Origin of the sequence: Catenulispora pinistramenti (assembly GCF_018274385.1) — a bacterium.
Taxonomy (GTDB): Bacteria; Actinomycetota; Actinomycetes; order Streptomycetales; family Catenulisporaceae; genus Catenulispora; species Catenulispora pinistramenti.
Map to the genome: position 1 here is coordinate 26,209 of NZ_JAAFYZ010000082.1, position 13,368 is coordinate 39,576.

Annotated in this window: 10 protein-coding genes and 2 tRNA genes; 10 read left to right on the forward strand and 2 right to left on the reverse strand. The window is 70.2% G+C overall.

Annotated features, from left to right (window positions below; translation table 11 throughout):
- The first annotated feature begins 47 nt into the window (after positions 1-47).
- The 5 genes from KGQ19_RS23335 to KGQ19_RS23355 all read left to right on the forward strand — a co-directional run bounded on the left by KGQ19_RS23335 (position 48) and on the right by KGQ19_RS23355 (position 4,073).
- The gene (locus KGQ19_RS23335) at positions 48-683 is read left to right on the forward strand and encodes a mycothiol-dependent nitroreductase Rv2466c family protein (RefSeq protein WP_230419243.1); all 636 of its coding nucleotides are present in this window, start codon (positions 48-50) and stop codon (positions 681-683) included.
- Between the two features lie 120 nt (positions 684-803).
- Positions 804-877 (forward strand) — tRNA-Pro (locus KGQ19_RS23340).
- Positions 878-1,601: 724 nt separating this feature from the next.
- Positions 1,602-2,435 carry an Fpg/Nei family DNA glycosylase gene (locus KGQ19_RS23345; RefSeq protein WP_212011504.1) on the forward strand — a complete coding sequence of 278 codons (834 nt, stop codon included), beginning with the start codon at positions 1,602-1,604 and terminating at the stop codon, positions 2,433-2,435.
- A gap of 98 nt (positions 2,436-2,533) precedes the next feature.
- Complete coding sequence (locus KGQ19_RS23350) at positions 2,534-3,877, forward strand: PP2C family protein-serine/threonine phosphatase (protein WP_212011506.1); 1,344 nt, start codon at positions 2,534-2,536, stop codon at positions 3,875-3,877.
- 125 nt (positions 3,878-4,002) lie between these two features.
- A tRNA-Gly gene (locus KGQ19_RS23355) sits at positions 4,003-4,073 on the forward strand.
- Between the two features lie 439 nt (positions 4,074-4,512).
- Here KGQ19_RS23355 and KGQ19_RS23360 read toward each other — a convergent pair.
- Entirely contained in the window at positions 4,513-4,992 is a 480-nt protein-coding gene (locus KGQ19_RS23360) for a ribose-5-phosphate isomerase (RefSeq protein ID WP_212011508.1), read from the reverse strand.
- Positions 4,993-5,158: 166 nt separating this feature from the next.
- Here KGQ19_RS23360 and KGQ19_RS23365 point away from each other — a divergent pair, with 166 nt between their 5' ends.
- Together KGQ19_RS23365 and KGQ19_RS23370 are read left to right on the forward strand one after the other, a co-directional pair.
- Positions 5,159-7,264, forward strand: coding sequence for an MMPL family transporter (locus KGQ19_RS23365; protein ID WP_212011510.1), 2,106 nt, complete (start codon positions 5,159-5,161; stop codon positions 7,262-7,264).
- Positions 7,265-7,393: 129 nt separating this feature from the next.
- Positions 7,394-8,824 (forward strand): aldehyde dehydrogenase family protein, encoded by a 1,431-nt coding sequence (locus KGQ19_RS23370; RefSeq protein WP_212011512.1) that lies wholly within the window; start codon positions 7,394-7,396, stop codon positions 8,822-8,824.
- 176 nt (positions 8,825-9,000) lie between these two features.
- Here KGQ19_RS23370 and KGQ19_RS23375 read toward each other — a convergent pair whose 3' ends face one another.
- Positions 9,001-9,723 (reverse strand): DUF2625 family protein, encoded by a 723-nt coding sequence (locus KGQ19_RS23375; protein ID WP_230419245.1) that lies wholly within the window; start codon positions 9,721-9,723, stop codon positions 9,001-9,003.
- Positions 9,724-9,917: 194 nt separating this feature from the next.
- Between KGQ19_RS23375 and KGQ19_RS23380 the strand changes: the two genes are divergently transcribed.
- The 3 genes from KGQ19_RS23380 to KGQ19_RS23390 form a co-directional block, all read left to right on the forward strand.
- Positions 9,918-11,486: a glycosyltransferase family 2 protein gene (locus KGQ19_RS23380; protein ID WP_368862150.1), complete on the forward strand. Its 1,569-nt coding sequence runs from the start codon at positions 9,918-9,920 to the stop codon at positions 11,484-11,486.
- Between the two features lie 5 nt (positions 11,487-11,491).
- Entirely contained in the window at positions 11,492-11,890 is a 399-nt protein-coding gene (locus tag KGQ19_RS23385; protein ID WP_212011515.1) for a hypothetical protein, read from the forward strand.
- Positions 11,891-11,899: 9 nt separating this feature from the next.
- Positions 11,900-13,368 (forward strand): acyltransferase family protein (locus tag KGQ19_RS23390; protein ID WP_212011517.1); only part of this gene is annotated, 1,469 nt, incomplete at its 3' end.

A 13,368-nucleotide genomic window follows, 5' to 3' on the forward strand; every position in this document is an offset into this window, starting at 1 on the left:
GGGCGCCTGCGGGATTAGCGGCAGGTCCGATGGCGTTGGTCTGGGACATGAGCTCTCCTACCCCCGAACAGGCGGCGCCGCGCGCCGTGGCCGACTTCTGGTTCGATCCCCTGTGCCCCTGGGCCTGGATGACCTCCCGCTGGATGTTGGAGGTCGAGAAGGTCCGCCCGGTGGACGTGCGCTGGCACGTCATGTCGCTGGCGGTTCTCAACGAGAACCGCGAAGACTTGCCGCAGCAGTACCGCGACTGGCTGGTCACGGCCTGGGGACCGGTCCGCGTGGTGATCGCCGCGCAGCAGGAGCACGGCGACGAGTACGTGCTTCCGCTGTACACGGCTCTCGGTACCCGGTTCCACCCCGGCGGCCGCGACCGCGATCGCGAGGTGATCGTCGAGGCGTTGGAGGAGGTCGGCCTGCCGGCGTCCCTGGCGGACGCCGCCGACACCGATCGCTACGACGAGGCGCTGCGCAAGTCGCACGCCGAGGGCATCGGTCTGGTCGGCGAGGACGTCGGCACCCCGGTGGTGGCGGTGAACGGCGTGGCGTTCTTCGGCCCCGTCGTGACCCCGGCGCCGAAGGGCGAGGACGCGGGCAAGCTGTGGGACGGCTGCCTGCTGGTGGCGTCCACGCCCGGCTTCTTCGAGCTCAAGCGGACCCGGACTCAGGACCCGATCTTCGACTGAGCGGGACGCGCTATAGAGGAGTACACAGGCGGGGATCGTCTCTATGGTTCCCGCCACTCCCCGCCGAAACCGTCAGGACTGTAGGACTACCTCAGTGCTAACCTGCTGTCGCGAGAACTGCGGGATGTGGCGCAGCTTGGTAGCGCGCGTGCTTTGGGGGCACGATGTCGCAGGTTCAAATCCTGTCATCCCGACATACCGCGGAAGGCCCGGCGACCTGAACGGTCCCGGGCCTTCGGCCTACCTGTCCTGGTCCCACCCCGTTTACCAGTTTCGCGGACGTGAAACGTCCCTGGCGCGCATCGCTTTCGCCGGACCCAGACGGTTCGCGGAGGGGGAGCCTCCGTCATAGAGGGAGCGGTCGCCGCGGTTCTCCGTTTTCCCGTCTCCGCGCCCTCGCGGCTTCTGCTGTCCCGACCCCTGGTTCTGCCCCGGTCCCCGATCCCGGCTGCTCGGCGATTCGGCAGGTCTGGCCGGCCTCGCTTCGGCGACGCGGGCCTGCGCCTGCGTCGCTTGCGCCGCCTGCTGGCCGCCCTGGCCCTGGCTGCCCTGCGGCTGGCCCGGTGAGCTCTGCGGGCCCTGCGCCCCTCGCATCCCCGGCCGAGCCTGCTGGCTCGGGCTCTGGGATCCCTGCCCCTGGCCCTGTTGTCCCTGGGGTCCCTGAGGCCTCGGTGCCGGCGGCTGCGGCACCGCCCGACGCGCCTCCCCGCTGCCCGGCGGCGTCCGCGGCGGCGCCGGCTTGGGGCGCGCGGTGGGCATGACCCGGGTCTCCGGCTGCGGCCGTCTGCCGTGGCGCCCGGCCGGCAGGCCGAGGTCCCCGGGCTTGGGGCCGCCTTTGCGGCCGAGGCTCTCAATGGTCATCGGGCTGCCGCCTTCGTCGTGATCCGCTGTCGGTGGGGACGGGTAGTGTCCTTAGGTATGCCCGAAGGTCACGTGATTCACCGTCTTGCCGGCAAACTCGACGACGTCTTCACCCCTGAACTCACCTCTGAATCCCCTTTGACCGAGGTCAGAAGCCCGCAGGGGCGTTTTGAAGCCGGCGCGCGGTTGGTCGCCGATCTCCCTTATGCCGGTTCCGAGGCGCACGGGAAGCATTTGTTCATCGGGTTCGGCCCCGACCGCTGGATCCACGTCCACTTGGGTTTGTACGGGAAGTTCCATGTGGCGGCCGAGCCGGCCGGTCCGGTGGTGGGTCAGGTGCGGCTGCGGATGGAGGGTAAATCCGGACATGCCGACCTGCGGGGCGCCTCCGCGTGCGATCTGTACGGCCCCGACGAGCGGACCGCCCTGCTGCGCCGCCTGGGCCCGGACCCGCTGCGCGCGGACGCCGATCCGGACCTCGCCTGGCGCAAGCTCTCCAACAGCTCGCTGACGGTCGCCGAACTGCTGATGGAGCAGCCGGTGCTGTCCGGCGTGGGCAACGTCTACCGCGCCGAGGTACTGTTCCGCGCCGGGCTCGACCCCTACCTCAAGGGCCGCGACCTCACCCGCGAGCAGTGGGACGGGATCTGGGAGGACCTGGTCGCGCTGATGGCCGAGGGCACGCGCATCGGCCGGATCGACACCGTCTGGCCGCAGCACACGCCGGAGGCGATGGGCCGCCCGCCGCGCAAGGACGACCACGGCGGCGAGGTGTACGTGTACCGGCGCAACGGGCAGCCGTGCCTGGTCTGCGGCACGCCGGTGGCCACCGCCGGGGTGCGGGACCGCAACTTGTTCTGGTGCCCGACGTGCCAGAAGGCCGCGTCCTGAACGCGACGGCAACACGCTGGCGACGCACCGGCAGCACACCGTGACCGTGCGGTGATCGCAGGGTGACGAAGAGGTCGTACTCCCGATATGGTTCGCGCATGACGGCGGACTCGGGGAATGAGCGGCCCGGCAGGCCCAAGGCCCCCGGGCGGCGCCGCCGTCGTCTCGCCGCCCGTTTCGGCGACGGCCGCATCGCCCGCTGGCTCACCGACCACGCGATGGCCTCGGACCTCTACCTGCTGCCGGCCCTCGGCATGGTCGCGGCCGGCTTCGGCATGCTCACCATCGCCTTCCCCGAAGCCTGGACCCCGGCGATGCTCGCCCTCCCGGTCCTGGCCGGCGGCCTGCTGATGAAACTGCGCGGCCAACTGCTGCTCCTGGTGATCTGCATCGCGGTCCTGATGGCCGTGTCCTGGCACCGGGAGCGCGCCGGCGTGGCCTTCGGCGCGGCGCTGGCCGTGTTCGCCACCGCGGCGCTGGTGATACTGACCTCCCGCTCCCGCCTGCGCCTCGGCGTGCAGGGCACACGCGGTGAGGCGATGCTGCTGGACCTGCGGGAGCGCCTGCGTGCCCAGGGGCTGGTCCCGCGCTTGCCGCCCGACTGGCATGTCGACATGTCGATCCGTTCGGCGGGCGGGCAGTCCTTCGCCGGGGACTTCCTCATCGCCGCGCTTTCGCACCCGGTGTTTCCGGCTCCGCGACGGCCGCAGGCTACTGAGAGCCCGGTGGGGAGCGTGCAGTCCTCCGCTGCCGGGTCGCCCGCCGCCCCGCCTTTCGCCCCTGCTCCGACCCCGGCTCCGGCTTCAGCTTCCGCCTCGGCCTCGGGTGAGTCGGCTTTCGCCGCCACCTCGCCCGACGCCGACACCGACGACTCCCTCACCCAGAGCCAGACTCTCGAACTCGGCCTCGTGGACGTCAGCGGCAAGGGCCTGGCCGCCGGCACCCGAGCCCTCCTGCTGTCCGGAGCCTTCGGCGGCCTCCTGGGCACCGTCCCCTCCCGCGACTTCCTGACCTCGGCGAACAAGTACCTCCTGCGCCAAGGCTGGGACGAAGGCTTCGCCACTGCCGTCCACCTGGTAGTCGAACTGGAAACCGGCCACTACCGCTTCCACAGCGCAGGCCACCCCCCGATCGCCCGCCTCACAGCCAAAACCGGCCGCTGGTCCCTAGAGGAAGCCGAAGGCCCCCTCCTAGGCATCCTCGACGACGCCGAATTCCCAGCCACCGAAGGCTGCCTGGACCGAGGCGACGCCCTCCTCCTCTTCACCGACGGCCTCGTAGAACGCCCCGGCCGCGACCTCGACGAAGGCCTGGACCGCCTCCTAGGCGCCGCCGAAACCCGCCTCACCGCCAGCTTCACCGGCGGCGCCGACCGCCTCATCAACGAAGTGGCCCCCAACGTCAACGACGACCGCGCCCTAGTAGTCGTCTGGCGCACCTAGCGCACCAACCACGCCCCGCGCCAATCCACGCCGCCCATCAACCACGCCGCTGCCGGAACCGGGGTGAGAACCAGGCGTGGAGTGTGCCAAGATAGACGCACACGCGGCTCTCCGGGTCCGCGGGTGCGGATGTAGCTCAATGGTAGAGTCTCTGCCTTCCAAGCAGATTGTGCCGGTTCGATCCCGGTCATCCGCTCTCAGATGTTCGAGCCCAGCTCAGGCGGTTGCCGAGCTGGGCTTTTGGCATCTCGCCCACTGGGTGGTCTCGGTAAGTGGGGGTTCTCGGAAACTCTTGCGAACAGCCCGCGAAACGGGAAGTCGGGCGCCACTACTCGCCAATAGGTCCCCGATGGCGTTCGGAACCACCGTTCTTCGAACACGGCTGCCGAGTAGGGCGTTCCGACCGGCGCTTCTGTGAGCTCGCCTTCGGCGACGGCTGATGCCAGCCAGGTGAGGAAGTGTTCGAACTCGGCTGGTGAGCTGAAGGCGTGGATCTCGTTCCAGCCGGGCTGGTCGTGGTCGGTGGGGTCCATGGTCGGCGGTGTGCTCCGATTCGCAGGTTTCTGGCCAGTGCAAAGGGCCACCGGGATCCGGTGGCCCTTTGTGTGTCCCGGCCTTGTTGCGACCTGCTTGGCTCAGTTCTGCGCGTCCGGCAGGGCTGGGAGGACCCCGCTCTTTTCGTAGTCGCTCATCATGGCGATGCGGCGGATGTGGCGCTCTTCGTTGGTGAAGGCGGTGGTGGTGAAGACCTCGACGAAGCGGGTGGCCTCGGCCTCGGTGTGCATGCGGGCGCCGATGCTGATGACGTTGGCGTTGTTGTGTTCGCGGCCTAGGCGGGCTGTTTCTTCGCTCCAGGCCAGGGCGGCGCGGATGCCGTGGACCTTGTTGGCGGCGATGGCCTCGCCGTTGCCGGAGCCGCCGATGACGATGCCGAGGGCGTCGGGGTCGGAGGCTGTCTTGCTGGCCGCCAGCATGACGTACGGGGGGTAGTCGTCCTGGGCGTCGAAGGTGTGGGGGCCGCAGTCGACGGCTTCGTGCCCGGCGGCGGTCAGCCAGGAGACGAGGTGGTTCTTCAGGTCGTAGCCGGCGTGGTCGCTGCCGAGGTAGATGCGCATATGGAGGATTATCCCATCCGGGGGCGGCGGGGCAGAGTCGGCCACCCGTTCGGCCGATTGCGGTGCGGGGTGCGGTGGTGCACTGTTGTTCCAGTAACCAATCATGATCGTGGAGTGAGTGGAGCGCGCGGGGCAGCACACCGGACCGGAGTACGGGGGGACGGCCATGGAGCGATTCTCGAGATTCGTGTTGGCGAATCGGCGCGCTATCGCCGCGTTCTGGCTGGTGCTTTTTCTGACCGGCGGCTGGGCCTCGTCCGTCCTGTCCAAGCACCTGAATCAGAGCTTCACCATCGCCGGTACGCCGACGGTGGCGGCGACCGATGCGATGGTGGCGCAGTACCACGTCGGCGGCGGGTTCGATCCGGTGGTCCCGGTGTTCGTGTTGCCGCCCGGCGTGACTGCGGAGGCGGCGCGGCCGCGGTTGGAGCCCGCGTTGGCGGCGGTGCCCGGGCGGGTCGTCGACTACTACAACACCGGCGATCGCGCGTTCGTCGGTGCCGACGGCCGGACCATGTTCGCCCTCGTCTTCACCCCGGCCACCGGGGACCAGGTCAAGGACGCGGAGGCGCAGACCGACGCGGTCCGGGTGCTGCCGCACCAGCTCGCCGCCGCCGCGCCGCCGGGGACCCAGGTGCACGTCACCGGCATCACCCCGCTGTCCTCGAACGGCAGCGGCGGCGGCAACGGGGTGCTGACCGAGGCCCTGCTCGGCGGGGCCGGTGCGTTGATCGTGCTGGCCTTCGTGTTCGGGTCCTTCCTCGCGCTGCTCCCGCTGATGATCGCCGCGGTCTCGATCCTGTCCAGCTACCTCGTGGTGCTGCTCCTGACCGAGTTCATGAAGGTCCAGGCGGTGGTGCAGTACATGGTCGGCCTGATCGGCCTGGGCGTGGCCATCGACTACTCGCTGCTGCTGGTCACCCGGTGGCGCGAGGAGGTCGCGCACGGCGCCGACAACGAGACCGCGGTGCACCGCGCGATGGCCACGGCCGGGCGTGCCGTGCTGGTCAGCGGGCTGACGGTGGCGCTGGGCCTGCTCTCGCTGATCGTGGTGCCGATCCAGTTCATGCGCTCCATCGGCATCGGCGGCATGCTGATCCCGATGGTCAGCGTGGCGGTGACGCTGACCCTGCTGCCGATCGCGCTCACCGGCTTCGGCCGCCGCCTGGACTGGCCGCGCCTGCGGCACGAGGCGAAACCCAGCCGGGCCTGGACCGCGTGGGCCCGCTGGGTGGTCCGGCGCCGCTGGGTGGCCGCCGGTCTGGCGCTGGTCGTGCTGGTCACGCTGGCCGTCACCGCGCTCGGGATCCACGAAGGCGACCCGACGACCGACTCCCTCGCCAAGTCCGGCGACGCCCGGCAAGGGCTGGTGGCCCTGCGCGCGGCCGACATCCCGAGCGGCGTGCTGAACACGTACGTGGTCCTGACCCCGCCGAACACCGAACCCACGACCCTGATGCCCGGCAACGGCATCGACGCGGTGGTGCCGGTGACCACGCCCCCGCCCGGCACCGAGAAGACCCCCACCACCCGGTGGCCGATGACCGTCGTCCTCCCGAGTGACGAGGCCGCCACCGCCCAGGGCCAGCACGTCGCCAAGCTCACCCGCACCAACCTCGACAAGGCCGTCCCCGGAGTCCTGATCGCCTCCAGCGCCCTGGCGAACATCGACAACATCCACAAGATGTACGGCCAGTTCCCCGTCCTCCTGGCCGTCCTGGCGATCCTCACCTTCCTCGTCCTGGCCCGGACCTTCCGCTCCCTGCTGCTCCCGGCCAAAGCGGTCCTGGCGAACCTGCTCTCGGTCGCCGCGGCCTACGGCGGCATGGTCCTGATCTGGCAGGACGGCCACGGCTCGCACGCCATCTGGGGCGTCCCGGCCACCGGCGGCATCCCGTTCTGGATCCCGATGATCGTCTTCGCGTTCCTCTACGGCCTGTCGATGGACTACGAGGTCTTCATCTTGTCCCGCATGCGCGAGGAGTTCGACGCCGGTGCGAGCACGAACGAGGCGGTGGTCGTGGGCCTGGGTCGCACCGGCCGGCTGGTCACCAGCGCCGCGCTCATCCTGTTCATGGCCTTCGCCGCGCTGGCCAGCGCCCCGCCGACCTTCCTGAAGATCTTCGCCACCGGTCTGGGCGTCGGCATCCTGTTGGACGCGACCGTGGTCCGCGCGCTGCTCGTGCCCGCGCTGGTGTCCCTGTTCGGGCGCTGGAACTGGGTGCTGCCCGCGTGGGCTGCCCGCATTCTGCGCGTGGAGCCGTCGCCATGAGCCGGCTGCGATCCCTGGGGCCCGTGAGCAACGACACGCCCGGAACCTCCAGGTCCGTCCTTGTGCCGCCATGATCGTGGCGCTAGCGTCCGCAGAAATTCGCACCGCTAGTTTCCCGGGACGGCCCCCATGAGTGTGCTCAGCTTCACCGACCAGTACATCGGCGGCAAATGGATCCCCTCGGCCTCCGCCGAGACGGTCGAGGTGCTGAACCCGGCCACCGAACAGGTCATCGCCCTGGTCCCGGCCGGTGGCGCGGCCGACGTGGACGCCGCCGTGGCGGCCGCCCGGTCGGCGGCGCGCGCCTGGGGTGCCAGCCACAAGGACTACCGGCTGGAGTTCCTGGGCCATCTGGTCACCAAGCTCGCCGAGGCCCAGCCGGAGCTCGTCGAGACCGTGGTCGCCGAGCTCGGCTGCCCGGTCGGCTTCGCCACCGCGGTGCAGGCCGCCCTGCCGCTGGGCGTCGCCGAGAGCTACCTGCGGATCCTGGCCGACTACGAGTTCGAAGAGCAGGTCGGCAACTCGACCGTCTACCACGAGCCGGCCGGCGTGGTCGGGGCGATCACCCCGTGGAACTACCCGCTGCACCAGATCGTCGCCAAGGTGGTCCCGGCGCTGGCGGCCGGCTGCGTGGTGGTGCTCAAGCCGGCCGAGGACACGCCGCTGACCGCGCGCCTGTTCGCCCGACTGGTCGACGAGGCCGGCTTCCCGCCCGGCGTCTTCAACCTGGTGACCGGCATCGGGACGGCAGCGGGGGCGGCGCTGGCCGCGCATCCGGACGTCGACATGGTCTCCTTCACCGGCTCCACCGCGGTCGGCCGGCAGATCGCCGAGCAGGCCGGACGCGGCGTGAAGCGGGTGGCGCTGGAGCTCGGCGGCAAGTCGGCCTGCGTCGTGCTGCCCGGTGCGGACCTGGCCAAGGCGGTCAACGTCGCGGTCGCCAACGTCTTCAACAACTCCGGCCAGACCTGCTCGGCCTGGACCCGGCTGCTGGTCCCCGAGGAGCAGTACGCGCAGGTCCTGACGCTCGCCACCGAGGCCGCGGCGAAGTTCGTGCCCGGTGACCCGACCCGGCCCGAGACCCGGGTCGGCCCGGTGGTCAACGCCAAGCAGCGGGAACGGGTCCGCGGCTACCTCAATGACGCGGTCGGCGAGGGCGCCCGGGTCCTGGTCGGCGGACCGCAGCCGCCGGAGCACCTGCCCACCGGCTTCTACGTCCGCCCGACGGTCCTGGCCGACGTCACCACCGATATGGCCGTGGCCCGCGAGGAGATCTTCGGCCCGGTCATCTCCGTGATGTCCTTCCACGACGCCGAGGACGCCCTGCGCATCGCCAACGCCACCGAGTACGGCCTGGCCGGCGCGGTGTGGGCGGCCGACGACAACGAGGCCGTGGCGTTCGCCCGGCGCATGGACACCGGTCAGGTCGACATCAACGGCGGACGCTTCAACCTCGCCGCGCCCTTCGGCGGTTACAAGGGCTCCGGGATCGGCCGCGAGCTGGGACGCTTCGGGCTGGAGGAGTATCTGCAGACGAAGTCGCTCCAGTTCCGGGTCTGAGCCGGGGCGGACTGCCAACAGCGGGCTACTGACCGCGAACTGTTAACGCCGGGCGGCAAGGACACGCAGAGGGGCGGCCGAACAGGTGTGACGGCCGCCCTCTCGCTCGTGCGAACCCGCTCAGACCAGCCCGCTCAGACCAACCCGCTCAGACCAGCCCGCTCAGACCAACCCGCTCAGACCAGCCCGAGAAACCCCGGATCCCCGACTCCGATCTGGTTCGCGAAGTCCGCGGATATCCCCAGCACGCCGGCCATCGGCACCGTCCGCCGACTGGTCGTGGCGACGTCCTCGGCCTGCTTGCTCCACAAGAACGGGAACACGCTGATCCCCTCCGCGGGCCCCGCCGCGGCCACCTCAGCGCGCCATCCCTCCCACCTCAGCGCGCTGTAAAACCCTTCCAACCGCTCGGACAACAGCCACCCGAGCCACGCCGAGTGCCCGATGTCCAGCGCCTCCCACTCCAGCGTGTCCGGCGCGAAGTAGGTCATCTGCCCCGGCTGCCCGGGCCGCCCCACCGCCGCCGGGTCCACCCCGTTCACCGCGAACACCCCGCCGAGCACGTCGTGCGCCACGACCAGCCCGGCCGACGCCTGCCACGCCGGGTCGAACGCCGCGGGGAACCCGTTCACCTGCGCCAGGCTCGGCAGGCCCCCGTCCTCGCCGGAGCCGCCGCCGAACACCCGCACCCAGCCGTCGTCGACCAGCAGGCCGCCGGAGCGCAGCGTCAGCCCGCCGAGCATCGACCGCGCTGTGACCTGGAGTTGCAGCAGCCCGCGCGTGCTCTCCCGGGCGTCGGGCGCGAAGACGGTCAGGGGTATCGGGCAGGCCGCGAACAACGCCTGGAGGTCCGGCCACGCCGGATCCTCCACCTCGATCAGCTCGGTGAGTTCTCGCATCCGCCAGATGATGGCAGATCGCTCCGACGGTGCCGAGCCCGGGCGGCGAACCCGGACGGCGAACCCGACCGCGGCCCCGAGACGGTTCAGGGGGCGTTCATCGAGCGGCCATCGAGAGGTCTAGACCAAGGTCTAGACCAATCGATACGGTAGGGGGTGAATCAAAGCACGAAGTCGCAAGGAGAACGTCGGCCATGGCGCCGAGTACAACACTGAAATCCAGATCGACAGCCCGATCGGCCTCTCATTTACCGGCTCCACCCGATGACAAAGAGTTGTACTGGTATTTCGGCCCTCAGCGCCGCTGGGTACTGCTCTTCTCGGCACTCTCATTCGTTTTCATCGCGGTCACCCTGTTCCTGTTCGCCTTGCGCACCCCCGCGCTGTGGGTGTTCCTGGCGGTCCTGGTCCTCAATCTGGTCGCCCTCGTGTTCTCGCTCGCAGACGGTCAGCGGCAGCGGCGACTGACCCGGGCCGGGCACGAGGTGTTGGTGCGGGCTTGGAATCCCGATCCCGGACGGGTGCCGAGCGTGGACCTGTTCCTACCGACGTGCGGGGAACCGTTGGAGGTACTTCGGAACGCCTACTCCTACGTCGCGCGGATGCGATGGCGCGGCGAGCTGACGGTATACGTCCTCGACGACGCGGCCAGCCCGGAGGTGGCGGCGTTGGCCGACGAGTTCGGGTTCCGGTACGTGGTGCGGCCGGACCGCGGTCACCTGAAGAAGGCCGGCAATCTCAACCACGCGCTCACGATCGCGTCCGGCGAGATCGTCGCGATCCTGGACGCCGACTTCTGCCCGCGAGCCGATTTCCTGGACCACCTGGTGCCGTACCTGGCCGATCCGGCGGTCGGAATCGTGCAGAGCCCGCAGTTCTTCGACACCGACGAGAACATGGCGTGGCTCCAGCGGGCGGCCGGTGCGGCGCAGGAGTGGTTCTTCCGTTGGGTGCAGCCTTCACGCGACGCCGCTGACGCCGCGATCTGCTGCGGCAGCAACGCGGTGTACCGGCGGGCCGCGCTGGACCTGATCGATGGTTTCGCCAAGCTGGACCACTCCGAGGACATGTACACCGGGCTGGCGATGCTCGGGCGCGGATACCGGACGCAGTACGTGCCGGTGTTGGTGGCCAAGGGGATCTCGCCGGAGAGCCTGCCGGCGTTCGTGAACCAGCAGTACCGGTGGGCGATGGGCAATCTGCACCTGCTGACCGGGCGGGAGCTGAAGCGCGCGGGCGCGGCGTGGCGGACGCGGCTCTGTTACTACAACGGCGTCATCGGCTACGTGGTCATGGCGGTCAACGTGTTCGCCGCGCCGCTCCCGCCGCTGATCATGCTGGCCGGCTACCCGCAGCAGATCCGGCCCTGGCATGTGCTGCCGCTGCTGGCGCCGCTGTGGGTGTGGTTCGTGCTGCTGCCTGCGGTATCGCGTACCCGCTGGCGCATCGAGGTGATCCGCGCGAACTACCTGGTCGCCTTCGCCGCGGCCGTGGCGCTGCTGCACACGCTGCGCGGCCGCGCCGCCGACTGGGTGCCGACCGGCGCCGGCGGCGGCCGCTCACGACTGGCGCGCGGCGTGGCGCGGATCGCGGTGCTGTGGCTGGGCGCGACGACCGGCGCGGCGCTGGTCGCGCTGACGGTGGACGTGGCGCGCTTCGGGGCCGGGCGGATGTGGGGCGTCGCGGTCTATGTGGCGGTGACGGGCTATCTGACGGTTCCTCTGATCAGGGATCTGATTCCGGCGATGAGGGGGACCAAGTGAGTGCGATGCGCGAGGGCAGTGGGATGGTCGATGGCGAATGGGAAAGCCGCGCCGACGGCGAGCGGGAGAGTCGTGTCGGTGGCGAGTGGGAAAGCCACGGAATGGGGAAGTCGGAGGCCGGTGCGGCTGAGCTGATGGTTGCCGAGGCGATAGCCGAACCTGGCGCGAGTGCTGGACCTGAGGCGCGGCCGGAGCCCGATCCCGGCGAGCAGCGCACCAGCTCAGCTCGGCATCTCCCGAGCGACACAGATCCGCATCTTCCGAGCAACACAGCTCCGCATCTCCCGAGCAACACAGACCACCACCTCCGCTGGCCCGAAGCCGTGGCCATCACCCTCGCGCTCCTTCTCGGCGGCGCGGTGGCGACCGGAGTGTTCCGGCCGATGCTGCCCTGGCTGGGCTGAGCCGTGACCGTGCGCGGATTTCGTGCGGACATCGAGGGGCTGCGGGCCGTCGCCGTGGTGGCGGTGCTCGGCTTCCATGCCGCGGTGCCGGGGATGGCCGGCGGATACGTCGGCGTCGACGTGTTCTTCGTCATGTCCGGGTTCCTCATTACCGGGCAGGTGATGCGGCGCAGCGGGTTCTCGCTCGCCGAGTTCTACGCGCGGCGTGCGCGGCGCATCTTGCCGGCGGCGTCCGTCGTGCTGCTCTTCACCGGGGTGGCGACGTGGGCCTGGTTGCCGCCGCTGCGCCAGCAGGACGTCGCCTACGACCTGCTCACCGCCGCGCTCAACGGCGGCAACTGGCGCTTCGTCGCGGACCAGACCAATTACCTGGCCGCCTCGCGCGCGCCGAGTCCGTTGCTGCACTACTGGTCGCTGGGCGTCGAGGAGCAGTTCTACGTCATGTGGGCCCCGCTGGTCCTGCTCGCGATTGTGGCCGCACGTAAGCGGAACAGCTCCGTGCGGCGCTTCGTCCTCGCCGAGGTCCTGCTCCTGTCCGTGGTGTCGTTCGCGTTGTCACTGCACTGGACGCACACCTCCGCGCCGCTCGCCTACATGGGTTCGCCGTCGCGCGCGTGGCAGTTCGGCGCAGGTGCGATCCTGGCCGTGATACTCGACGGCCGATCGGTCGACCAGAACCCAAGCGGCCAGAAACGAAACGGCCTGAACCGAGTCCGCATCGCGGCCGGATTCGTCGGCGCGGCCCTCATCATCGCCGCGACCGTCACCTACGACAGCAAGACGCCGTACCCCGGAACCGCAGCCCTGCTACCGGTCATCGGCACGATCCTGGTCCTGTTCGCCGGAGCGGGGGAGTACCCGAAGTTCTCGATATCGGGGCTCCTCGCGAACAAGGCGCCGCGCGCCATCGGCCGCCTGTCCTTCGCCCTCTACCTCTGGCACTGGCCGATCCTCGTCCTGGTGCAAGCGCGCTGGGGCGACCTCCGGTGGGAACTGGCCGCGACGCTGGCAGCAGCCTCCGCGATCCCCGCCTACGCCACCATGCGCCTCGTCGAGCAGCCACTGCGCTTCTCGAAGCTCATCACCGAAGTCCCACGCCGCGGAATGGCCATCGGCGCGATCGCGGTGATGCTGCCCTTGGCAGCGGGCCTCGCGGTGGGCACCGGAGCGGCCCGCACCCTCGGCGACGCGCAACCCTTCGACATCAGAACCCTGCCAGCCGCGGCCGCCGCCGGCCCGCACCTCCTCGCCGCCCCGGCAGCCGACCGCACCGGCGGCCCGACCACGCCCACTCCCGCCCAAGCCCGCAAAGACTTCCCGCCCGACGGCGACTGCGAAGTGGCCCCCGCCGTCGCCATCAGCGAGCCCTGCCTCTTCATCCCGGCGCCGGCAGAGACATCCGATTCAACACAAACACCCATACAAACACCCACACAAACACCCACACCGACCGGCCTGGTCCGCGACCCGAACCCACC

Coding starts and splice junctions, on each gene's coding strand:
- KGQ19_RS23335 (WP_230419243.1), top strand. CDS start 48: ATGAGCTCTCCTACCCCCGAACAGGCGGCGCCGCGCGCCGTGGCCGAC.
- KGQ19_RS23345 (WP_212011504.1), top strand. CDS start 1,602: ATGCCCGAAGGTCACGTGATTCACCGTCTTGCCGGCAAACTCGACGAC.
- KGQ19_RS23350 (WP_212011506.1), top strand. CDS start 2,534: ATGACGGCGGACTCGGGGAATGAGCGGCCCGGCAGGCCCAAGGCCCCC.
- KGQ19_RS23360 (WP_212011508.1), bottom strand. CDS start 4,992: ATGCGCATCTACCTCGGCAGCGACCACGCCGGCTACGACCTGAAGAAC.
- KGQ19_RS23365 (WP_212011510.1), top strand. CDS start 5,159: ATGGAGCGATTCTCGAGATTCGTGTTGGCGAATCGGCGCGCTATCGCC.
- KGQ19_RS23370 (WP_212011512.1), top strand. CDS start 7,394: ATGAGTGTGCTCAGCTTCACCGACCAGTACATCGGCGGCAAATGGATC.
- KGQ19_RS23375 (WP_230419245.1), bottom strand. CDS start 9,723: ATGCGAGAACTCACCGAGCTGATCGAGGTGGAGGATCCGGCGTGGCCG.
- KGQ19_RS23380 (WP_368862150.1), top strand. CDS start 9,918: ATGGCGCCGAGTACAACACTGAAATCCAGATCGACAGCCCGATCGGCC.
- KGQ19_RS23385 (WP_212011515.1), top strand. CDS start 11,492: ATGCGCGAGGGCAGTGGGATGGTCGATGGCGAATGGGAAAGCCGCGCC.